Source organism: Catelliglobosispora koreensis DSM 44566, from assembly GCF_000379685.1.
In the GTDB taxonomy this organism is placed as follows: domain Bacteria; phylum Actinomycetota; class Actinomycetes; order Mycobacteriales; family Micromonosporaceae; genus Catelliglobosispora; species Catelliglobosispora koreensis.
Genome location: NZ_KB903289.1, coordinates 163083 through 183714, shown reverse-complemented (window position 1 = coordinate 183714; position 20632 = coordinate 163083). Strand labels below are relative to the sequence as shown.

Genomic DNA, 20632 nt, shown 5'->3' with positions numbered 1-20632 from the left:
CTCAAGGGGTGTTAGGCGAACGTGTCGTACCTGACGCGCATCCGGGGCACGTTCATGTCGCTGATGGCCCGCAGCGTCGCTGACACCATGGCGGGGGAGCCGCAGACGTAGAAGTCGTGGTTTTGCCACGGGCCGGTGCGGCGCAAGACGTCGGAGACGTTGCCGTGCTCGGCTTCGGCGAAGGTGGGATCGTCGCTGACAGCTCGCGTGAGCACCAGCCACGGGTAGGCGGCTACCAGCTCGTCGAGGTGTGCCCGGTCGTAGAGGTCGTCGCGCGTGCGCACCCCACGGAACAGGTGCACGAACCGCGACCGGTTGTGATGCCGGCTCAGCTCATCGATGATCGCCTTGATCGGGGCGAGCCCGGTGCCGCCGGCCACGCACACGATGTCGCGTTTGGACTGGCGGTCCAGCGTCATCGAGCCCATGGGCGCGGCCATTTTGATCAGGTCGCCGGGACGCAGCCGCCACACCAGCGGCCCGGAAACCCAGCCGGAATCCAGGGCACGCACGTGAAAGTCGATGGTGTTATCGGGGCGGGGAGCGTTGGCCATCGAATACGTGCGCCACATGCGTGGCTGGTAGTGGGTTTCGAGGCTGCAGTACTGCCCGGGCTCAAAGAGCATGGGCCGCAACGGCCGGCACGTGAACACGGCGACGTCACGGCCGCGGCGTTCGTGGGCGACGACTTCGGCGTACCAGTAAGGCGGTGAGTCGTCCTCGTTGGCTCCGGCGATCATCTTCGCGGCGATCAGGTCGTAGACATCGCTCCACGCTTGTTCGAATTGCAGGTTCCAGCCGCCGCGGGCGTAGTAGCGCAACGCGCGCAGCAGGGCCGATTTGACCAGCGCGTAGTGCTCCGGCTCGACGGAGAACTTCTTGTGGTCGCGGCCGAGCTGACGCAGGTAGGTGTCGGTGCGTTCCAGGTCGTTGAAGCCGTGCACGGTGGACACGATCGCCGAGAGCAGCCGTTCGCGTTGCAGCTGCATCTGCACCGGGAACATGTCGCGCAGGTGCGGATGAGCGGTGAATATGTGGGCGTAGAAGTATCCGGCGACTCTTTCCTGGTCCTCCTCGACCAGGGTCCAGCTTTCCTTGAGTAATGCTGATAGATCAGCGCCCACGAGCCTGGTTCCTCCCGGCCGGGAACATCGTCAGACATGTATGACAGCCGCACCCCGGCCGATGTCGCACACGGTGTGCGATATCGGCCCGGTGCGAAACGTGGCGGCGCTCGGGATCGGCAACCGCATCCAGCTCGCGCTGCTGTCACACGACGCCGAATAGGGCAGAGCGGGTACAGTTGTCAATGCGTCAATGCGGACGTGGTGTTAACGCAAGCCGCAATCCGCATGGGGGACTTCATGAACTGGCGCGTCCTGGGCCCGGTCGAGGCTGCCATCGGCGGGCAACCGCTGCCGGTCAGCCGTCCACAGCACCGCGCGGTGCTGGCGTACCTGCTGCTCAACGCCAACGTCGTGGTGCCCGCCGAGCAACTGGCCGAGGCGCTGTGGGGCGGCAACCCGCCAACGCGGGCACGCACCCAGATCCAGGTGTGCGTGTCCCGGCTGCGCCAAGCTGGAGCGGCAGACCTGCTCGCCTCAACTGCCGGCGGCTACCGCCTCACCGTCTCCTCCAGTGAACTCGATATCGACGTTTTCAACACCCTGACCGCCCAGGCACGCCACGCACCGCCAGCACAGGCCGTCGAGTTGCTCAACCAAGCACTGGCGTTGTGGCGCGGCCCGGCGCTAGCCGGAGCGTCAGGCGCTTTCGTCACGGCGGCCGCGGCGAACCTGCACGGGCAGAAACTGTCCGCTCACGAAGACTTGTTCGATGCCGAGTTCGCGCTCGGACGGCACGCCGCCGCGGCCGCGCCGTTACGTGAACTGCTCGCCGAAAACCCCTGGCGGGAAAGGCTCGCCGCCCAGCTGATGACCGCTCTAGCCCGCTCAGGCCAGCAAGCCGAAGCCCTGCGCGTCTATGAGCAGACCCGCCGCCGGCTCGCCGAAGACCTCGGCGTGCAACCCGGCGCGCAACTGGCCGAAACCCAGCTGCTCGTGTTACGCCAGCAGGTGCACTCGCCCCGGCCAGTGCAGCCTGGCGGCCCGGCGCAACTGCCCGCGGATCTGTCCACGTTCACCGGACGCGGCGAAACACTGTCCACCTTGGACGCCATGCTCGGCCGTGCCACACCGGTCGTCGCGATCGTCGGCACCGCGGGCGTGGGCAAGACCGCACTGGCCATCAAGTGGGCCCATCAGCTGCGCCAGCGATACACCGACGGGCAGCTGTTCGCCGACCTGCGCGGCTTCTCACCCGCGCAGCCGCTGACCGCGCTCGAGGCGCTATCACGGTTCCTTCGTGCGCTGGGGGTGCCAGCTTCGCGCGTACCAGCTGATATTGAAGAAGCGGCGGGCCTTTACCGCAGCATGCTGGCTGACCGGCGGGTCCTTATCCTGCTCGACAACGCCCGCGACACCGCTCAGATCAAGCCGCTGCTGCCCGGCGGCCCAGGCTGCCTGGTGATCGTGACCAGCCGCGCCCGCCTCGACGGGCTCATCGCCAGCCATGACGCGCAACGGTTGTCCCTCGATGTGCTCGCCCCGGGCGAAGCCAGCCAGCTGCTCACGAAAGTCATCGGCCCCGGACGCCTTACCGGGCAACAACAAGCGGCCACCGAACTAGCCCAAGCCTGCGCCCACCTGCCGCTGGCCCTGCGCATCGCCGCCGCCGATCTGCATAACAGGCCACATCAAACCATCAGCGGGTACGTGGCACAGCTGCGCGAGGGCGACCCGCTCACCATCCTGACCGTCGGCGAGGACGCGCAAATCGCGGTGCGCCACGCGTTCACGGTGTCCTATCAGGCCCTGCCAGCCGACGTGCGACGGCTGTTCCGCCTGTTCGGCCTGATACCCGGCAGCGACGTGACCGCCGACTCAGCGGCCGTCATGCTGCACTGCCCACCGTCGGCCGCCGCGAACCTGCTGTCATCCTTGGCTAGCGCGCACCTGATCCACGAACGCGCCTCCGGCCGGTTCACCACACACGACCTGCTCAGCCTGTACGCCGCACAACTGGCCACCGACCGTTCGCCGCTTGCCGACCTGCTCTCCTGGTATCTCGACACGGCCAGCGCAGCCGCGGAACGCCTGTGCCCACAAGTCCTGCGGCTACCGACAGCCACCTCACACACCTTCGACTCGCATGTACACGCCCGCTCCTGGCTAGACGGATACCTGCCCAACCTTGTCAGCGCGATCCGTCACGGGGCACAGCAACGACAACACACCTTCGTCTGGGCCCTAGCCGACGCCCTGCGCGGGTACCTATGGCTGGGCATGCACACCACCGCCTGGACCGAAGTCGCTCACCTCGGCCTGGCAGCGGCACAAGCCGACCGCAACCGCCAAGCCGAAGCCGCCGCACACCTGAGCCTCGGCGCCCTGAACTGGCGACTCGAACACTTCGACGCCGCGATCGCCGACTACCAAAGAGCTGTCGCGTGCGCACGCGACGCTTCCTGGCCCGAAGGGCAAGCCGCCGCCCTCGGCAACCTCGGCCCGGTCTACCGCATGCAAGGCCGCCCACAACACGCGTTAGACACCCTCGGCGAGGCGCTAACCCTCAACCGGCGCACCGGCCGCGTCGCCGGAGTCGCCGTCAACCACAACAATCTCGGCCTCGTCTGCCTCGACCTTGGCCGGCTCACCGAAGCCGCCGCACACTGCCAAGCCGCCCTAGCCCTTGCCCGGCAAGCGAAATCGGTGCCCAGCCAGGCACTCGCGCTAACCAACCTCGGCGACGTCTACCACCTGCTCGGCCGCTGCGACGAAGCGTTCCAGACGCTGGCCGAAGCCCTGCGGCTGCACGAGCAAACCGGCAGCCGCGGCCGCGCCGCCACCCTGTGCACCCTGGCCCGCATCCACGCCGATCGCGGCGACCGTCCACAAGCGACCCGTCTCGCCCAGCAAGCACTCACCATGGCCCATGACCCACCCGAACCACGGCTGGAAGCCATGGCCCGCCACACCCTCGGCATCATCGGCACCAACGCTGAAGTTCTGAAGCAGGCCCTGGCCTGTGCCCGCACCGCAGGCGACCGCTACATCGAAGCCGACATCGCCGTCAGCCTCGGCACACCATCGTGGTGCCGCACGGCGCTATCGATCGCCGAAAATTGCGGCTACCGCGTCCTGCAAGGCCGGGCCCACACCGCCCTGGCCACCGCCCACTACCTGTCTGGCGACATGCGCAACGCGCTAGTCAGCGCACAGCTCGCCCTGGACCTGCACACCGCCACCGGACACCAGCCCGGACTGGAACAGACCGAAAAGCTGTTAGCCCGCCTCAGCGCTTAACACCGTCTTGAGCTCCCGCCCGCCAACTGTCGCCGCCACCGCACACACGACCGTCCAGCCGCAGACAATCCAAATGAACACCGCCGGCGAAACCACCGCACCCAGTAGACCGAACGGTAACGCCAAAAACGCCAGTGCCAGCCGGAACCACGACCCCGGCGACGTGCCCACATCAGCACGCGTCCCCAGCAAATACACACCCAGCCCAGCACTGACAAACCAGTAAGCCGCCATCGTCGCGTGCCCTTCCAGCAACAACGTCAGCCCGGCAGCGATCACCACCAGCGCGAACGCCGGAATCATCCGCCCAAACGCGAACATCGACCGCGCCATCTGCGGCGACCCGCCCGTCAGCTCCAGCAGCCGCTCATTGTTCTGGGCCGCTGAGTCAAAACTGACCCACCACAACGCCCCCGACAACACCAGCACCCCGGCCAGCGGCCACCACGGCACATGCCCACCGCTTAGCGCCCCACGCCCAGCCGACACCAAAACCTCGCCGAGAACGATAATCATGAACAGCCCGAAGCGTTCCGCCAGATGCGGCACATTCAGCGCATAGGCCGGATCCGTCGGCTTCATCAGCCGCAGACCCTTGACCCAGTCACGGGTCAAAATCTTCTCGTCGGCACTAGACAGCTTGCGCGACGGCCCAGCAGCGAACACAAATAGCGACTCCACCACGATCGCCGCCGCCCACAACAACCACCACCACGGCCCCTCCAGCGGAATCGACGCCACAATCAGCACCGCGGCCACACCATAACCAGCAGCGATCTTGCGGGGGAGAACCCCACCCCGCATCAGGTTCACGACCGCCAGCACCACACGCACACCCGCCAGGCTGAGCGTGAAAGCGGTCCGCTCACCATGCGCGATCTCGTACACCGCGATCGCCGCCAGCCCGCAGGGGATCGTCGCCACCACCAGCGCGAGCCGCTGCCACAGCACGTTCTCATCGCCGAACCTGTTGTAGAACAAGGCGAAACCGATCCACGTCCACCACAGCACCGCGAACAACCCCAGCGCCGGCCAGACCACCGTCCACCGCGAACCGCTCGCGATCATATGCGCCACCTGGGCGATGGCCAGCACAAAGATCAGGTCAAAGTACAGCTCGACCCACGAGGTCTTCTTCTCTTCCACGGTCTCGGTGATCATCGGGCCATTATGGCCTTGGCTGCGGTCACGAGTCCCGCACCCCCATTCATCGACCACTTTTCGCGGCCAGCATCCGACTGACAGGCATCCGTGTGCCGGTGGCCGGTCATACTGGCTTTGTGGGATCTACGGTGCGGATATTCATGTACGTCGCGGCCGTCGTGGTTTTCGCCGCATGCGCTTCGGCCAACCCACGCTCAGGCGACAAGCCAAACGACGTCGTCGCTAGTTCAGCAACGCAGCCCACCCCAACGGCAGCCGAGCCAAGCCCGTCGGGCCCTGCTCCAACTTCGTCCAAACCGGAGCCGACGGTTGACTTCACGATGCCGAACTTCAGGGGAATGAACCTCCAGGACGCTCAGAATGAGGTCCAGAAGAACGGCATCTTCTTTTCTCGCTCCCATGACCTGCGAGGAAGCCGCAACCAGGTCCTGGACTCGAACTGGCAGGTCTGCACACAGACTCCGGCAGCGGGGAGCCACATCAAGGGCAAAGCCGCGGATTTTGAGGGTGCGATCGACTTCGGTGTGGTCAAGCTGACGGAGACCTGCCCATGATGTGGTTCGGCTCATCGGAATAACTGAAGGTGCTCGGCCGCCCAGGTATCAAAGCCACGCAACGGCCGGCCAATGATCTCGCGCACCGACGGCCGCTGGTCGAGCGTCCACTGCGTCAGCTCTGACAGCCGTGCGCCGTACTCCTCAAGCGCATACAACGTCACATCGATCCCGCTATCGGGCCAGCCGCGATCACGCCACACCTGGTGGCTTTCCTCCGGCGTCAGCTCGACCGCCGTGACGTCGGCGCCGATGGCCTTCGCGATGCTGTCCACTCGTGACCGCGTGCTGATCGGCAACCCCACCGCCTCAAGCACGCGCCCGGCGTACCGGCCGCTTGTCAACGCCGCCAAGGCAACCGACGCGAGATCGTCCTCGTGAATAAACGGATAGTGGCCGTCGTTCGCGAACGCCTCCCGCACCATGCGCAGCGCCCGGATCGTCTCCGGCCAATCCGACCCCGTCGCCGGATACGTGCCCTCAACCACCGCACCCATCACCGCGGACGGGCGGATATGCGTCCACTCCAGACCCGAAGCCTCAACCGCCCGCTCGATAGCCAGCCAGAACCACGTCTCCGGCGGATAGGCCTCCTCATACTCCGGCCCATGCGACGACAGGACGACAACCCGTCCCGTGATCAGAGCCAGCGCCTCACGGACCGTCTCCGGAACAGCACCGGCCAAAAACACGGCCCGCACGCCGTCGAACACCTCAGCATGCTCACCCGGCCGCGTAATCGACCCTTCGACGACCTCGACGCCATCCGGCCAGCCGTGCAGTTGTTCCGGCTCGGCCAGCACCCGCACCGAATCACCAGCCTGCAGCAGCTGCCGCGCCAAACTCCGGCCGACGATCCCGGTGGGGCTGCAGCCGGCATCCTTACGCGCTTTGACAGCAGTCAGCAATACATCGCCCATGGCAAGACCCTCCAACGCTAAAGCGGAGATCTTGCGCCTCCGTCATTCCGGAGGTTGCGGATCCGAGACGCCAAGATTATCGCGCGGCGGAGGTTGCTGAAGGTCCACTTCCCTATTTTCTTAGTGTCCCGATAACTGGAATTATCGGGACACTTGTTTTTATCAGGAAGAGCGGATTAACCATTTATTTAATTACCGATATTCCTAAACCAATAATCAAAATAATCAGCTGGTACGCGGAAAAGCGCGCGCATCGCGGAGGAGTTACGCGATACCGTCGGCGCGTGATTGATCAGGACGGGTACTTCGGCAAAGGCGTCGCTGAGACTTACGACGACCCCGATTCGGAGATGTTCCAGGCGGAGGTGATCGACTCCACTGTGGACGTTCTCGTGGACCTGGCGCGTGGCGGCCGGGCGCTTGAGCTGGGCATTGGCACTGGCCGGATCGCGTTGCCGCTGGCTGGGCGTGGTGTAGAGGTCCACGGGATCGATATGTCACGGGCGATGGTCGACCAGTTGCGGGCCAAACCCGGTGGTGACGCTATAGGTGTGACGATCGGCGACTTCGCTACGGCCACTGTGGACGGAACGTTTTCGCTCGCATATCTAGTGTTCAACACCCTCATGAACCTGACGACGCAGGAAGCTCAGGTCGCGTGTTTCCGTAACGTGGCCGCGCATCTGGAGCCGGGAGGCTTGTTCGTTGTCGAAGTGATGGTGCCCGAGTTGCGCCGTCTGCCTGCCGGTCAGCGGGCCGTTCCATATCGCACCGGTCCCGAGCGCTGGGCGTTCGACTTGTACGACGTGGCGACGCAGACGATGAGTTCGAATTACATCAGCGTCGCCGACGGCCGCGTGTCGGTGTGGTCGATTCCGTTTCGCTACGTGTGGCCGGCTGAGCTTGATCTGATGGCCCAGATCGCTGGACTGTCGTTGGTGGAGCGTTGGGACGGCTGGACGCGGGAACCGTTCACAAATGAGAGCGCGCAGCACGTCTCCGTATGGCAAAAGCCGCTCACATAGGGCCTCTGACCAGGCAAAACGCTCTGAGAAGGCCGTAGCGGCCCTAACTCGGCCCGGTGTGGGTGAGAGTTAGGGCCAAACGCGTTTTCAGGGTCCATTCTGGCAGGTCAGAGCCGAGTGGGGAGATCTTGCCGGTATCGCCGTCGCGGTTTGTTGTGCGTGTCAAGGGTGACGAACTATGCGGCACCGCCAAACTACTTTTCAGCAATCCCATTGTCGTCCTAGGAAGATCGCGTCCTGCTTGCGAGACGCGCTCCGATGAGGATGGCTGGCAGGCTCAGCGCGGGAATCAGGATGGAGTACCACAACGGCGCCATGTCACCGGCGGCGAAGATCCCGGCGGCGCCTCCGACGGTGCCAATGACAGCAAGGACAATCACCGGCGTTCGTGTGCGCCCGATGCGCGCGGCGACGTATCCGCCAGCGACAGCGGCGATCGTGCGGTAAGCAAGCGCGAGCCCAACCATCCACGGCGTGTGGAACCCATAGGTTTGCTGGTGTGTCCAGGATGGATAGACGCCAATGGCTTCAAGAACGTAGTCGGTGCCGTTGGACAGCACGACGATAGTGACAATCCCAGCGATGACAGCGGCCGTGCCGCGAATAATCTGCTTCATACCAAGGCGTCGAATGGGCACCTCAATTTTCGACAGCCCTCTCCCCTGCGATCCAGATAACGAACGATCCTCTGATTCAGCATGATCGGAGCCGTGACATCAGTCGGTGCTGGCTGACGTCCAGGCGAGTCCGGCGATGGCGAAGATGAGTGGTGGCAAGGGTGCGCCTTCGAGGGCGTTGGAGAACACGGCGGTGATGAGGGCGAACGCGATCGCTGCCGGTGCGAGGACGGTCCACAACGACGGCACCCGTGGGGTGCGGGTGAGGAACCAGAACCACGCTAGGAAGGCGGAAAGTCCGAGCAGACCGGCTTCGACGAGCAGGTGCAGCAGGAAGGAGTCGACGGTGCGGCCGTGGAAGCCGTGCAGGGAGAAGCCGCCGGGGCCGAAGCGTGGGTGGCGGTTCCATTGTGGATCCTGCGCGAGGGCGACGGAGCCGCCGAAGGTGCCGGGGCCGTAGCCGGTGATGGGCCGCTGCTGCAGCAGCACAAAGGATTGCTTGGCGAACACGACGCGGATTTCTTGTTCTGGTTCGGTGCGACGGCACTGGCTGCCTTTGACCGTGTGCACAGGTGGTGGTGGGCCGCATTCGGGCAGGCTCAGGTCGGCGGCTGGCTGGGCGATGTTGAGGCCTAAGGCGGTGCCGAGACCTGTTGCGCGGCGGGCGACTTCGGCTCGGGCGCCGGGAAGCAGGGTGAGTGGCAGTAACGCTAGGACGCTCATGACGGCTAGCACCGTGGCGGCCTTGCGCACGGGCAGGCGCATTTTCACGGCCACGACAATGATCGCGGCGCCCGCGCCCAGGAGGGATTCGCGTGATTGAGTGGCGGCGAGACCGGCCGCGCACAGCAGCAGCATCGCCGCGGAAGGCCAATGCCAGCCCCGGAACATGAGCCAGGCGAACAGTCCCACGACAGTCAGGCCGAGCAGATGGCCCAGGTCGTTCGGGTGTGGATAGAGCCCTTGGGCGCGGTGAATCAGCGCCATTTCAAGATCATTCCAGCCCATCATCGTGTACGCCGTGGGCCCGGCCACGATCTGGATTAGTGCCAGGACGGCGTTGAGGCCCGCCCACGTGAGCGCGCCGATGGTGACGCGGCGAATCCAAGGCGGGCCTGGCCGCAGGACGCGAAGCGCGTAGAACACCACCGCGGCACGAAGGTAGACGTAGGAGCCTTGGGCGGCTTGGGTTGCGGGCGCGTCAGAAAGCACGGCGCTAAGGGCGAGTGTGCCGGTGAACACGAGTAGCGCGATGTCGGCCGGCGTGGTGAATTCGCGCCAGCGCCGTTGCCGGATGACTTGCACGGCGACGGTTATGGCGATCAGCGCGTAGAGCGCGTTCTTGCCGGTCTTTAGCCAGGGCCAGCCCGTGATGGTTATGGCCCATGCCTCAACAGCCGTGTCCAGCAACAGCAATGACACCAGCGCCCCCAGGTACATGGCGCTGATTATCGATCAACGTGGCTGTCCCCCGCTGTCCCGCTGAACCTACGCTGGGGTGTAGTCGGTGATCACGTAGCAGAGTTCGTCGTCCAGGGCGTTCTTGTCGTAGTCGATGGAGATGCGCGACGGGTGCCCGGCCGGGGCGTAGTCGGCGTTGGCGAGTGCCGCTCCCCTGCTCACGGCCTCCTCGTATTGGCGGATCAGTGCCGCGAGCGTGGGCAGGCTGGTCAGTTTGGCGGCTTCGACGGTGCGTTTTCCTGACTCGTCGAGGCCCACAGCGGCGGTCGTCTGTCCATTCTGGACGGTTATCTTCATGATGCCGTGCAACAGTTGTTCGCCACATGACGACTGCAGCGTGTAGGTGTAGCTGGAGGTGGGCTGCCACGTCGACGTGGGCGCGATGGTGTTCTGTGGGCTAGTGGTGGAGCAGCCGGCTAACGCCAGCACGGTGGCGAGCAGGATAGGTCTCATGCCGTCCTAGACGAACGAGGGGCCTCCGGCGTTGCGTGCGCTTGCTGTTGGCGCAGTGTCTCGAGGGTCTCGTGGAACGTCGCGGACAGGATCATGTCACCGGTTGTGCCGTGTGGGCGCGTCCATCGGCTCATCCGTCCATTGTGGAGGCCGCCCCACACAGCGTCGAGGGTCAATGCACGGTGAGCAGGTCGCCGGGCTGGCAGTTGAGTTCTCGGCACAGGGCGGTCAGGGTGCTGAAGCGGATCGCGCGGGCGCGGCCGTTTTTGAGGACGGACAGGTTGGCCAGGGTGACGCCGACGCGGTCGGCTAGTTCGGTCAGGGTGATGCCGCGTTCAGTGAGCAGCCGGTCGAGGTGCACGTCGATGCGGTGGTCTTCTTCCGGTGGCATTAGACGAGGGTTTCTAGTTCGGCACGCATGGCCAGGCCACGGTTGATGATTTCGGCGATGGCGAAGAAGCCGAATCCTGCCAGCAGGAACAGTCCGGCCGAGGCGAGATCGAGGGTGGTGCTCCAGCCGCCGTCGGGCAGGACGTTGGAGCTGAGCCAGGCGGAGGCCGCGGTTTCGATGACCTGGGCGAGGATGCCGGTTACGGCGACGGCTCCGATCACGCGCAGGCTCCGGACGGTACCAGCGGAAAAGGGGTCTTCGCGACGGGCGCGGCGCAATGCTTTCCAGAGCAGCGTGAGCACCGCGGCGGCGACGGCGAAGGTGGGCAGGCTGGTGAGCTGGTGCGCGACGATCTGTGCGGTGGTGGCATTGGGGATGAGGACGTCGAGGTCACCGGTGGGTGTCGCGCCTGCGGGCAGTCCCGCGGTGATGGTGCTGGCCGGGACGGTGACGACGATGTCGCGGCTGAAGGCCAGCGAGGCGATGCTGAAAAGGGCGACGGCGCCGAGCACGGCGAGGACAACGGTCAGCAGTCCCTGGAGTTCGGCGAGCCAGTCTGGTTTGCGGGTCACGATAATTGCCTCTCACTTATCGATTAACGATATCTCGATAATCGATAAGTGAGAGGCGTTTGTCAAGTCAGCCAATGAACGAGACGTTGAGCAGCACAGCCGGGTTCGGCACGCCGATGTTGCCGTCGAAACAGCTCACCAGCAGATGCTGATCCCCCGCCGCCTGCCACCACGACTGGATCGTGCAATACATCGGCGGCGTGCCCATGATGGACGCGATCGCGTGGCCCTTCGGGTTGCCCGCGTTGGGGAACACGACCTCATATGTGCCGGGGACGATCTGTGTCGCGGTCGGGACACCACCGAAACTGTTCGTCCAGCCGCGCATCACCGGACCTGGGCCGGACAGATCCACGGTGGCCGTCGTGCGGGTCCCGCTGCCGCCGAGCATGGCGACATTACGGCTGTAGGTCAGCGTGAACCGGGTGTCCACCGCCGAACCCGTGTCGTCATAACACCTGACTTCAATCAACTGCTCATCTGGTACCAGCAAAGGGTCCAGAATCTGGCAATGACGCGCGGCCGCACCGTAAGGCGTGACCCGCAAGTATCCGGCGGCCCATGGTCCTGGGCTGTCGGCCTGGAAAGCGCCGACCCGAACCCGGTAGCGCCCTGCGGCACTGCGCCACACGGTCATCGGGGCGCCCGTGGAATCGTAGGAGTATGCGGCCGCTGGCGTGTGCCCAGCCGGGCCAGGCACGGGATTGTCGTTCCACAGATAGGCGAAGTGCCCGGCACCCGGGTTGCGGTTGGTGAAGTTGACGGCGAACCGGCTGTCGATCAGTGCGCCGGCGTTGTTGTAGCAGCGCACGTTGACGATCTGATCGGCGGCAGCCTGCGTCCAGGAAGCGATGGTGCACAAGGCATTGCTGCCATACGAGCTGACGTGCGCGACACCTCCGGCTGTTCCCATGCCGAAGAACTTGACCTGATAGGTGCCCGGGAAGCCGCGGGTGATCTGAATCGGCAGCCCGGCGGAGTTGTACTCGTAGCCCGAGGCCAGGAAGTACGCGGGATTTGCCGGATCGTAGGCCCAGGCGAACCCGGCCGCCGACACGACAGCGTGCGCTGGTGCCGCGAGGGTCGTGCTGAGCACGGCCGCGGCGAGCAAAGTGGAAAGTCGTCTCATGCCAGGTATGAGGCGGCAGGTGGCGTGGGGACAACACTTTTCACGGTGCCGTCCCCACACTGTCAGCTACAGGACGTCAGAGTGCCCGGCGGCCAGGCGGGCCCACTGCGCGGTTGGCCGGCCGTCCTTGCGGAACTGCCCGCCACTTTCACCCCACTGCTTGGGCCAGCCGTCAGGCGAATCTTCCCAGTGCTCCTGCCGCCCGAACACGGTCATGTCCAGCAGACCGTAGGACGGGGCCATCGCTTCGGTGCCGCGGCCACCGTTCCAGTACGTCTCGTACACGCGGCCGCCATCGCGCACATAACAGACCAGCATCCCGAAACCGCGTCCCGCCAGCAGGGCATCGCCGGACTCGGCAGCCGAATACCAGGGCACGTCCCAGCCCATGAACGCGCGGTAGCGCTCGGTTTCGGCGTACGGGCCCTGGCAGAACGTGGCATAGGTGACGTCTCGGGAGTGCAGATAGGACAGTTCGCGAACCTGGCCGTTGAAGAACGTGCAGCCTTCGCACTGCTCAGCGGCCGCCTTACCCGCATGCCACATGTGGTAGTAGACGACCAGCTGGCGGCGTCCCTCGAACACCTCCAGCAACGTGACCGGACCGTCCGGCCCGATCACCGTGGCCGCCGGATCCACCGCCACCATCGGCAGCCGCCGCCGCGCCGCCGCGATCGCGTCCCCGGCGCGGGTGTGCGCCTTCTCCCGTACCAGGAGCTTGTCGAGTTCTGACTGCCAAGTGTCCCGGTCGGTCACCTCGGGCAGGGCAGGAGTTATCGCCTCATCGTTCATGAGGGTAAGACGAACGGGGCACCGCGAACTCATCGGTCTAGCCGGCCCAAACCTCCAGGCCTTGTTTGATCACCGCCGGGTCTGCCGCCAAAGGGATGGGCCATACCCATAGCTGGTACTCCAGGTGCTCGCCCTGCCCATCGCTAGGTTCCGTGGCTGGTGTGTAGCCGACGCGAATCCGGTAGCGGCCTGGTGCCAGCGGAATCCGGGTTGGACTGTCCGAGGCGACACCATCGTCGAGGTGCATGACACCGCTGGGGAGCAGAAGGTCGGCCTCGTCGACGTGGCGATACCGGCTGAAGTCCAGCTCAGGCGCGCCTTCCACGAGGTGCACCGCGACAGGCACTACCGCGTAGCGGGCCGTGCCCACCGCGATCACGTGAACGGCGGTGGCCAGCCGCCGGTCCGTTGGCAGGTCGGCCCAGGCATCGGCGACATCGCAACAGTCGCAGACAACCGAATCCTCGACCCGGAACTGAAAATGGCTGGCATACGGGGCAACGTGCAGCGTGGTCATAACGTGCGCATGCTAGCGCTTCCTGGACGGAAGGCGCCGGTTAGCCTTGAGCGCATGGCCAACGCCAATGACGTACGCAAGCTGGCGCTTGCCCTGCCCCACGTGGCCGAGATTCCCAGTGAGGGCTTCGATTTTCGCGTGGGTAACAAAGGCTTCGTGTGGTCCTACCCTGAACGCCAGCCCGGCGGGCCACGCGTGATCCGCACCGACATCGCCGTGCTTTACGTGGGCGACGAAGCCGAGAAACAGGCGCTGCTGCTCGGTGAGCCGGACATCTTTTTCACCACGCCGGCCTACGACGGACTGCCGCTGGTCATGTTGCGGCTAGCGAAGGTGACCGTCAAACGGTTGCGCGAGCTGGTGACCGACGCCTGGCACATGCGCGCTCCCGCCGAGCTGCTCAGCGATGACGTCCCCGGATGAGCACGAGAGCAACCGTGCTGGCTGAACTGGCCGAACTGGTTCTGGCCGCCAAACGAGCGCATCCACTGCGGGTGGCCGTCGATGGCTGCTCCGCGGCCGGAAAGACGACCTTGGCTGGTGAGCTCGCCGCCGTCCTGGCCGTGCGAACCACGCGCGAGATCATCCACGTGGGCCTGGACTACTTCAAGCTCGCTGTCGAGAAGCGAACGGCCTATCCGCAGGCCACCCCGGAAAGTTACTACCTTGACTCGTGGGACAACGACGCGATCAGAGACCGTCTGCTGATCCCTCTTGGACCCCAGGGCAGCCGCCACTATGTCAGCGCCGTCATGGACCTGCCGGCCCGTAACCCCATCACCGCCGAGGTGCTTACCGCCTCAGAAGACGCGATCCTGCTAGCCGACGGCGTGTTCCTGCAACGCCCAGAGCTCAATCCCTTCTGGGACTTAAGAATCTACGTCGACGTCAGCTTCGGCGAAGTGTTGCGCCGTGGCATCGCCCGCGACCAGCGATGGATGAACTCGGCGGCCGAGGCCGAACACCGCTACCGCACCAAATACATTCCCGGCGAAAAGCGCTACGTCGCCGAGGTACGGCCGCGTGAGCACGCCGATATCGTGGTGTCCAATGAGGACCCAGCCGCACCGGTGCTGACCGTGCGGGCCTAAGAAGGGTGTGGGCATGGGCAGACCGGCCGGAGTTCGGGCGACGGTACGCGACATCGCCGCCGAAACGGGCCTGTCGATCGCGACCGTGTCACGGGTGCTCAACGGCGCGGCCAATGTCGCTCCGCAAACGCGGGAGCTAGTGCTGCAAGCGGTACGGCGCCGCGGCGATCGCGGTCCGGTGCGCCGTGGAGAGCAACGGCCCGCCAGCGGTGCGGTCTTCGTGCGATGCCCGTATGTGCTGACCGACTACTTTGGGCTGATCGTCAGCTCGATCGCGGAAACGATTGAGCTGCACGGCCGGCAGATGGTGCTCAACGCGGGCGAGGCCGCGCAAACGGCAGTGGTGCTGCCTGCGCTGGCGGCACGCCCCGACGTCGCGGGCGCGATCCTGATCCTGCCGCCGGAACCGCCCCAAGACCTGGTGCGGCTGCGCGATCAGCGGTTCCCGTTTGTCGTCATCGACCCGCGCACGCCGGTGCCCAAAGACATCGTGACCGTGTCGGCCGCACACCTGGCCGGGGCACGGCGGCTGATGTCGCATCTGGTCGAGCTGGGCCACCGCCGGGTCGGCATCATTGGCGGGCCAAGGGAATGGCTGGCCAACGACGCGAGGATGGCCGGCTACATCGCCCCACTGGCCGATGCCGGTGTCCTGCCCACGCCGGAACTCGTGCGGCATGTGCGCGAACCCAACACGGCCAACGGTTTCCAGGCCGCAAGCGAGCTGCTCGACTTGCCGCAGCGGCCGACAGCTCTGGTCGCGTTCAACGACAAGATGGCCGTCGGTGCCCTGGCCGCGGCGGCACAGCGCGGACTGCGGGTGCCGCAAGACTTGTCAGTCGCGGGTTTCGACGACATCGACATGAGCCAGGCGACCTCGCCGTTGCTGACCACCGTGCGCCAGCCGTTGCAGGAGATGGGCCGCATGGCCGTCACGATGCTGATGCGGCTGCTGGAACGCCACACCCTCGAAGCGGTGCACGTATCGCTGGGCACAGAACTGGTCATCCGCGACTCCACCGCGCCAGCCGGCCATACTGGTCGGCCGTGGACCTAGATGAGTATCAGCGCGGCGCCCTGCTAACCGCCGCTGCACGTGACAAGCGCAACGAACTGCTGCACCTGGTGCTGGGGCTAGTCGGTGAGTCGGGTGAGATCGCCGAGAAGTTCAAGAAGTGGGTACGCGATCTCGACAGCGACGAATCGCGCATCGACCGGGCCAACATCGCCAAGGAACTCGGTGACGTGCTCTGGTATGTGGCCGTGCTCGCCGACTACCTCGATCTGTCGCTCGACGACATCGCGGCGGCCAACTTGGCCAAGCTAGCCAGCCGCCAGAGCCGTGGCGCGCTGGGCGGCAGCGGCGACAACCGCTGAGCATTGATAGCCTCAGCGGGCGGCGAAATCGCGACGGAAGGGCCATCATGAAGCTTCTGCTCACCTCCGCTGGCATCAAGAACGCGAGCATCCACGAGGCGCTGGTTGGCTTGCTGGGCAAGCCGATCGACGAGTGTCGCGCCCTGTGCATACCGACCGCCTCGTATGGGCATCCGATGGTCACGCCTGAAGCGGCGTGGCGTTTCATTAGCGGGCAGGAACCCCGGTGCCCCATGACGGAACTGGGCTGGAAGTCCTTGGGAGTCCTGGAACTCACCGCGCTGCCGAGCATCGGCGCCGACCGCTGGATCCCGTGGGTCCAGGAGGCCGACGTGCTGCTGGTCAACGGCGGCGATCCGCTATACCTGACGCACTGGATGCGCCAGTCAGGGCTGGCAGACCTGTTGCCGTCGCTGCCAGACACGGTCTGGGTAGGACTAAGCGCCGGGAGCATGGTGATGACCCCGCGCGTCGGGCAGGACTTCGTGCGCTGGACGCCACCTTCCGGCGATGACAGCGCGCTAGGCGTCGTCGGCTTCTCGATCTTCCCCCACGTGGATCACCCGGAGATGCCGGATAACTCGATGGCGCACGCGCAACAGTGGGCGGCCACGATGCCGCATCCGGCGTATGCGATTGACGACGAGACCGCGATAAAGGTCGCCGGCGGCGAGATCGAGGTCATCTCTGAAGGGCACTGGCGCCTGTTCGAATAGGACAGCACAGGCTGTGGCGCAGTTTCATTTTGTTACAGGGGTTCGGGGCTGCTTTCGGCGTACCAGCTGATGTTTTTCCAGGTCTTGACAGTTAGTAAAGTTACATGTTTCATTGCAGTCAACCGTCCCAATAGGTCATTTTGTTTCATCTGTTACATCAAGCCGGATCGGCACCGGCTCATGAGCCATGTCTGCCGAAAGGAGTACGGCGTGTTCCGTCCCCGGTTAGCAATCGCCACGGCCGCCGCCACATTGCTTGTGGCTGGCACACTGATCGCGACCTCCGCGCAAGCCGCCAACGAAACGGTGAGTGTCTGGCTCACCACGACGTCAGACTCGGGTGGCCGCAATGTCACCAGAGGACTGCAGCAGCAAGGAAATATCGCCTTCGGCCCGCCGGGCGGCAGCGCCAATCACACCATCAACGTCAACGAAGGCACGGCGTACCAAGTCTTTGAAGGCGGCGGTGCGTCCATTACCGACACCACCGCGCACCTGATGCGTGGCGGTGCCATCAGTGCCGCGACACGTGATCAGGTGATGGCCAAACTGTTCTCCCCCACCACCGGTATCGGATTGTCGTTCGTGCGCAACCCGATCGGTGCCTCGGACCTGTCGCGGCCCGGCAACGTGTCCCTTGACGACACGTGCTGCAACCTCAACGACTTTGGCGCCAACGGCTATGACACCAATGTGCGGCTGCTGACCCAGCAAGCCAAACAGCTCAACCCGGCCCTGCGGATCAAAGGCGTGCCGTGGAGCGCGCCGGGCTGGATGAAAGATAACGGCCGCATGGACCAGATGGGCTGGCTCAAAGCCGAGTACTACCCGATGTATGCCCAGTATTTCGTCAAGTACATCCAGAGCTACCAGGCTATCGGTGTGCCGGTGAACTACATCTCGGTGCAGAACGAACCTAACTGCTGTCAGTCAGGCAACCCGACCGCGATGAACTACCCCGGCATGAGCTGGAACTCCTCAGGTCTCATCGAGCTGACCAAGAACCATGTGTACCCGGCGTTTCGTGCCGCGGGCATCACCACCAAAGTGCTTATCCACGACTGGAATTACGGCGACTACGCCAGTATCGGCTCGGCGATCCTTGCCGACCCCGGCATCCGCAACGATCCGCTGTTTGGTGGCATCGCCTGGCACGGCTACTTCGGCGACCCTGGTATCGGCACGCAGGTGCGTAACCAGTACCCGTCGGTCAAACAGTTCAGCACCGAACACTCCGGCGGCACGTGGATCGGCAACCAGCACAACGAAGACCTCGCCGATATCGTCAACTACGCCCGTAACTTCAGCGGCAGCCTCGTCAAGTGGAGCCTGGCGCTCAATCAGTACATGGGCCCGCACAACGGCGGCTGCGATGTGTGCACGGGACTGATCACCGTGCAGGAGGGCGGCCCGCGGGCAGGCCAGGTCGATTACACCATCGAGTACTACACGACCGGCCATCTGACGAAGTTCGTCAAACCCGGCGCGGTGCGCATCGAGTCCAACAACACCGGTGTGTCCAACGTGGCGTGGAAGAACCCGGACGGTTCCAAGGCACTCATCGCCCACAACGGTGGCACCTCGGCGCAGTCCATCAGGGTGAACTGGAACGGACAGTCCTTTGTGTACACGCTGCCCGCGCGCACCACGGCGACGTTCACATGGCAGAGCAACGTGACCGGCCCGACGCCAACGCCGACTCCGACGGGCAATCCTGGTGGCACGAGCCCGATCGTTGGCCTGGCGGGCAAGTGCGTCGACATCGCGGCAGCGGGCACGGCTAACGGCACGGCCGTGCAGCTTTACACGTGCAACGGCACCGGGGCGCAGTCCTGGACGCGTCACAGCGACGGGACCCTGGGCGCTTTGGGCAAGTGCCTGGACATCAACGGCCCCAGTAGCGCAGACGGGACCGTGACTCACCTGTGGTCGTGCCATACGGGCAGTTCACAGAAGTGGACGTACAACGCGGCCACGCAGCAGTTCGTCAACCAGTTCGCGGGTAAGTGCCTGGATGTCACGGGCAACAATTCCGCCGACGCTACGCGGCTGCAGATCTGGAGCTGCACGAGCGGCGCCAACCAGAAGTGGACCTACTCGTAGTGCGCTGGGCCGCCGGTTCACAGCGATCCGGCGGCCCAAATCCGGATCTGCCCGTCGCCACCGCCCGAGGCCAGGATGTTGCCGTCTGGTGAAGACGCTAGTGCGTAAGCGGTGTGCCCGCGCAGTGTCCGCAATGGATTGTCGCTACTGGCGATCCAGATCTGAATCCTGCGGTCGGTGCTGGCGGAGGCGATCAGCGGCGAGGTGGGGCTGCACGCGAGCGCGGTGACGCGCCGGGTGTGGCCGCGAAGGGTTCGCACGAGCGCACCCGATGTGGTGTCCCACTGGCGGACCGTCGTATCAATGCCCGCGGTCACCGCGGATTTGCCATCAGCGGCAAAGGCGACCGCTGTAATGAAATCGGTGTGCCGCGCGAACCCGTGTATGCGTTGCCGTGAGGCCGTGTCCCATAGCCCGGCCGTAGGGCCGCCGAAGTGGGCGATGACCAAACTAGCGCCATCAGGGCTGAAGGCTAGCGGCCAGCCGGGCACGGCACGTCCGGCGATGAACCGTCCCATCAGGGCACCGGAAGCCACGTCCCACAGGCGTGCCGTGCGGTCGTTGCCTCCGGTCGCGAGTTTGGTGCCGTCTGGTGCGAACGCGAGATCGCAAATGTCGTTGTGGTCGCCCGCTAGCGTGCCCGATGTCTGGCCAGTGATGGCGTCGATCAGTTCAACACCGCTGCGCTGGAAGGTGGCGGCCGCGAGGGTGTGCGTGCCGGGCAGAAACGCCAGTGGCCAAGCGGCTTGGCTTGGCGTGGTGATGGTGGTCTTCAGCGTCCACGTGCCGGTGTCCCAGACGCGGATCGTTCTATCCTCGCTGCCGCTGGCCAGCAAGGTGCCGTCGCTGGAAAACGCCAGGCCCCGCACGGATCCCGAATGCCCGCTCATGCTGGTGATCAGGCCAGCGAACGCGCCATTGCCAGGCTCGGCGCTGACTTGCTCGTCAGGCTCTGGCTCCAGCTTGGCACTGGTGCCTGAGACGAGGGAACGCAGCCGCTCGATGGCGGATGGAGGCGGTAGCTGGCCTCCGGTCACGTTTTCGTGGTGCACATCCTGAAGCCGCAACGGTTTTTCGCAGGACTGCAGAATCAGTGGGACAAGCTTGATGTTGGCGTCATCGGCGCACGCGATTTCCCGTGAGACCCACTTGGAGGCGATCGCGGCTGGTGACAGCACGACGATGACGGCCGCGCTGGTGAGGATTTTGCTCGTCAGCTCGGTGTCGAAATGCTCGCCCGCGACAAGCTGGTAGTCATACCAGACGCCAATGCCGTGCAGTTCCAGGTGCTCGGCCAGCCGCGCGACATAGGACCGATCAGACCTGGCGTAGCTGATGAAGATATGTCCGGGCACCGGTTTACCGTAGTAGACCAGCTTGTCATCT

At 65.0% G+C, this 20632-nt stretch carries 22 protein-coding genes; 10 read left to right on the top strand and 12 right to left on the bottom strand.

Annotation, left to right across the window (positions count from 1 at the left end):
* Window positions 1-11: 11 nt before the first annotated feature.
* Window positions 12-1124: a globin domain-containing protein gene (locus A3E1_RS0128770; RefSeq protein ID WP_020524264.1), complete on the bottom strand. Its 1113-nt coding sequence runs from the start codon at window positions 1122-1124 to the stop codon at window positions 12-14.
* Between the two features lie 40 nt (window positions 1125-1164).
* Between A3E1_RS0128770 and A3E1_RS48865 the strand changes: the two genes are divergently transcribed.
* Window positions 1165-1287 carry a hypothetical protein gene (locus tag A3E1_RS48865; RefSeq protein ID WP_281167406.1) on the top strand — a complete coding sequence of 41 codons (123 nt, stop codon included), beginning with the start codon at window positions 1165-1167 and terminating at the stop codon, window positions 1285-1287.
* Between the two features lie 77 nt (window positions 1288-1364).
* Complete coding sequence (locus A3E1_RS42605) at window positions 1365-4364, top strand: AfsR/SARP family transcriptional regulator (RefSeq protein WP_169454458.1); 3000 nt, start codon at window positions 1365-1367, stop codon at window positions 4362-4364.
* Here the strand turns inward: A3E1_RS42605 and A3E1_RS42600 are convergent.
* Window positions 4344-5525 carry a low temperature requirement protein A gene (locus tag A3E1_RS42600; protein ID WP_020524261.1) on the bottom strand — a complete coding sequence of 394 codons (1182 nt, stop codon included), beginning with the start codon at window positions 5523-5525 and terminating at the stop codon, window positions 4344-4346. The two genes, A3E1_RS42605 and A3E1_RS42600, sit on opposite strands and share 21 nt — an antisense overlap.
* 131 nt (window positions 5526-5656) lie before the next feature.
* Here A3E1_RS42600 and A3E1_RS42595 point away from each other — a divergent pair, with 131 nt between their 5' ends.
* Complete coding sequence (locus A3E1_RS42595; RefSeq protein ID WP_211216013.1) at window positions 5657-6082, top strand: PASTA domain-containing protein; 426 nt, start codon at window positions 5657-5659, stop codon at window positions 6080-6082.
* A gap of 11 nt (window positions 6083-6093) precedes the next feature.
* On the opposite strand, the gene A3E1_RS0128745 is transcribed toward A3E1_RS42595, so the two are convergent.
* Complete coding sequence (locus A3E1_RS0128745; RefSeq protein ID WP_020524259.1) at window positions 6094-7002, bottom strand: SDR family oxidoreductase; 909 nt, start codon at window positions 7000-7002, stop codon at window positions 6094-6096.
* 284 nt (window positions 7003-7286) lie between these two features.
* Between A3E1_RS0128745 and A3E1_RS0128740 the strand changes: the two genes are divergently transcribed.
* Window positions 7287-8027, top strand: a complete 741-nt coding sequence (locus A3E1_RS0128740; protein WP_020524258.1) for a class I SAM-dependent DNA methyltransferase — start codon at window positions 7287-7289, stop codon at window positions 8025-8027.
* Between the two features lie 221 nt (window positions 8028-8248).
* Here the strand turns inward: A3E1_RS0128740 and A3E1_RS0128735 are convergent, their stop codons facing one another.
* From A3E1_RS0128735 to A3E1_RS45200, 8 genes are all read right to left on the bottom strand, one after another.
* Window positions 8249-8644 carry a hypothetical protein gene (locus A3E1_RS0128735; RefSeq protein WP_020524257.1) on the bottom strand — a complete coding sequence of 132 codons (396 nt, stop codon included), beginning with the start codon at window positions 8642-8644 and terminating at the stop codon, window positions 8249-8251.
* 99 nt (window positions 8645-8743) lie between these two features.
* Window positions 8744-10084 carry an O-antigen ligase family protein gene (locus A3E1_RS0128730; protein WP_020524256.1) on the bottom strand — a complete coding sequence of 447 codons (1341 nt, stop codon included), beginning with the start codon at window positions 10082-10084 and terminating at the stop codon, window positions 8744-8746.
* A 48-nt stretch (window positions 10085-10132) separates the two neighbouring features.
* The gene (locus A3E1_RS42590) at window positions 10133-10558 is read right to left on the bottom strand and encodes a DUF6174 domain-containing protein (protein ID WP_020524255.1); all 426 of its coding nucleotides are present in this window, start codon (window positions 10556-10558) and stop codon (window positions 10133-10135) included.
* A gap of 172 nt (window positions 10559-10730) precedes the next feature.
* Window positions 10731-10949 (bottom strand): helix-turn-helix domain-containing protein, encoded by a 219-nt coding sequence (locus tag A3E1_RS0128720; RefSeq protein ID WP_020524254.1) that lies wholly within the window; start codon window positions 10947-10949, stop codon window positions 10731-10733.
* Window positions 10949-11521 (bottom strand): DUF2975 domain-containing protein, encoded by a 573-nt coding sequence (locus tag A3E1_RS0128715; protein ID WP_020524253.1) that lies wholly within the window; start codon window positions 11519-11521, stop codon window positions 10949-10951. Before A3E1_RS0128715 ends, A3E1_RS0128720 begins: the two co-directional genes overlap by 1 nt.
* Window positions 11522-11588: 67 nt before the next feature.
* The gene (locus A3E1_RS0128710) at window positions 11589-12650 is read right to left on the bottom strand and encodes a hypothetical protein (protein WP_157631794.1); all 1062 of its coding nucleotides are present in this window, start codon (window positions 12648-12650) and stop codon (window positions 11589-11591) included.
* A gap of 66 nt (window positions 12651-12716) precedes the next feature.
* Window positions 12717-13442, bottom strand: a complete 726-nt coding sequence (locus A3E1_RS0128705; RefSeq protein WP_020524251.1) for a DUF899 family protein — start codon at window positions 13440-13442, stop codon at window positions 12717-12719.
* 37 nt (window positions 13443-13479) lie between these two features.
* Entirely contained in the window at window positions 13480-13959 is a 480-nt protein-coding gene (locus tag A3E1_RS45200; protein WP_020524250.1) for a hypothetical protein, read from the bottom strand.
* A gap of 54 nt (window positions 13960-14013) precedes the next feature.
* Here A3E1_RS45200 and A3E1_RS0128695 point away from each other — a divergent pair, with 54 nt between their 5' ends.
* The 6 genes from A3E1_RS0128695 to A3E1_RS0128670 all read left to right on the top strand — a co-directional run bounded on the left by A3E1_RS0128695 (window position 14014) and on the right by A3E1_RS0128670 (window position 19246).
* Entirely contained in the window at window positions 14014-14382 is a 369-nt protein-coding gene (locus A3E1_RS0128695) for an MmcQ/YjbR family DNA-binding protein (protein ID WP_020524249.1), read from the top strand.
* Window positions 14379-15050, top strand: a complete 672-nt coding sequence (locus A3E1_RS0128690) for a nucleoside/nucleotide kinase family protein (RefSeq protein ID WP_020524248.1) — start codon at window positions 14379-14381, stop codon at window positions 15048-15050. Before A3E1_RS0128695 ends, A3E1_RS0128690 begins: the two co-directional genes overlap by 4 nt.
* A gap of 13 nt (window positions 15051-15063) precedes the next feature.
* Window positions 15064-16107, top strand: a complete 1044-nt coding sequence (locus A3E1_RS0128685) for a LacI family DNA-binding transcriptional regulator (RefSeq protein ID WP_020524247.1) — start codon at window positions 15064-15066, stop codon at window positions 16105-16107.
* Window positions 16098-16427 carry a nucleoside triphosphate pyrophosphohydrolase family protein gene (locus tag A3E1_RS0128680; protein WP_020524246.1) on the top strand — a complete coding sequence of 110 codons (330 nt, stop codon included), beginning with the start codon at window positions 16098-16100 and terminating at the stop codon, window positions 16425-16427. The genes A3E1_RS0128685 and A3E1_RS0128680 overlap by 10 nt, the downstream gene beginning before the upstream one ends.
* A 47-nt stretch (window positions 16428-16474) precedes the next feature.
* Window positions 16475-17143, top strand: a complete 669-nt coding sequence (locus A3E1_RS0128675) for a Type 1 glutamine amidotransferase-like domain-containing protein (RefSeq protein WP_020524245.1) — start codon at window positions 16475-16477, stop codon at window positions 17141-17143.
* Between the two features lie 210 nt (window positions 17144-17353).
* On the top strand, window positions 17354-19246 hold the full coding sequence (locus A3E1_RS0128670; RefSeq protein ID WP_020524244.1) for a ricin-type beta-trefoil lectin domain protein: 1893 nt from the start codon (window positions 17354-17356) through the stop codon (window positions 19244-19246).
* Between the two features lie 17 nt (window positions 19247-19263).
* Here the strand turns inward: A3E1_RS0128670 and A3E1_RS42580 are convergent, their stop codons facing one another.
* Window positions 19264-20601, bottom strand: a complete 1338-nt coding sequence (locus A3E1_RS42580; RefSeq protein ID WP_020524243.1) for a toll/interleukin-1 receptor domain-containing protein — start codon at window positions 20599-20601, stop codon at window positions 19264-19266.
* Window positions 20602-20632 lie beyond the last annotated feature (31 nt).

Excerpts from the sequence above, each read along its gene's own strand:
- A3E1_RS0128745 (WP_020524259.1), bottom strand. The coding sequence starts at position 7,002 with ATGGGCGATGTATTGCTGACTGCTGTCAAAGCGCGTAAGGATGCCGGC.
- A3E1_RS0128710 (WP_157631794.1), bottom strand. The coding sequence starts at position 12,650 with ATGAGACGACTTTCCACTTTGCTCGCCGCGGCCGTGCTCAGCACGACC.
- A3E1_RS42600 (WP_020524261.1), bottom strand. The coding sequence starts at position 5,525 with ATGATCACCGAGACCGTGGAAGAGAAGAAGACCTCGTGGGTCGAGCTG.
- A3E1_RS48865 (WP_281167406.1), top strand. The coding sequence starts at position 1,165 with ATGACAGCCGCACCCCGGCCGATGTCGCACACGGTGTGCGATATCGGC.
- A3E1_RS0128730 (WP_020524256.1), bottom strand. The coding sequence starts at position 10,084 with ATGTACCTGGGGGCGCTGGTGTCATTGCTGTTGCTGGACACGGCTGTT.
- A3E1_RS42590 (WP_020524255.1), bottom strand. The coding sequence starts at position 10,558 with ATGAGACCTATCCTGCTCGCCACCGTGCTGGCGTTAGCCGGCTGCTCC.
- A3E1_RS42605 (WP_169454458.1), top strand. The coding sequence starts at position 1,365 with ATGAACTGGCGCGTCCTGGGCCCGGTCGAGGCTGCCATCGGCGGGCAA.
- A3E1_RS0128685 (WP_020524247.1), top strand. The coding sequence starts at position 15,064 with ATGGGCAGACCGGCCGGAGTTCGGGCGACGGTACGCGACATCGCCGCC.
- A3E1_RS0128695 (WP_020524249.1), top strand. The coding sequence starts at position 14,014 with ATGGCCAACGCCAATGACGTACGCAAGCTGGCGCTTGCCCTGCCCCAC.
- A3E1_RS0128735 (WP_020524257.1), bottom strand. The coding sequence starts at position 8,644 with ATGAAGCAGATTATTCGCGGCACGGCCGCTGTCATCGCTGGGATTGTC.
- A3E1_RS0128675 (WP_020524245.1), top strand. The coding sequence starts at position 16,475 with ATGAAGCTTCTGCTCACCTCCGCTGGCATCAAGAACGCGAGCATCCAC.
- A3E1_RS45200 (WP_020524250.1), bottom strand. The coding sequence starts at position 13,959 with ATGACCACGCTGCACGTTGCCCCGTATGCCAGCCATTTTCAGTTCCGG.
- A3E1_RS0128690 (WP_020524248.1), top strand. The coding sequence starts at position 14,379 with ATGAGCACGAGAGCAACCGTGCTGGCTGAACTGGCCGAACTGGTTCTG.
- A3E1_RS0128705 (WP_020524251.1), bottom strand. The coding sequence starts at position 13,442 with ATGAACGATGAGGCGATAACTCCTGCCCTGCCCGAGGTGACCGACCGG.
- A3E1_RS0128720 (WP_020524254.1), bottom strand. The coding sequence starts at position 10,949 with ATGCCACCGGAAGAAGACCACCGCATCGACGTGCACCTCGACCGGCTG.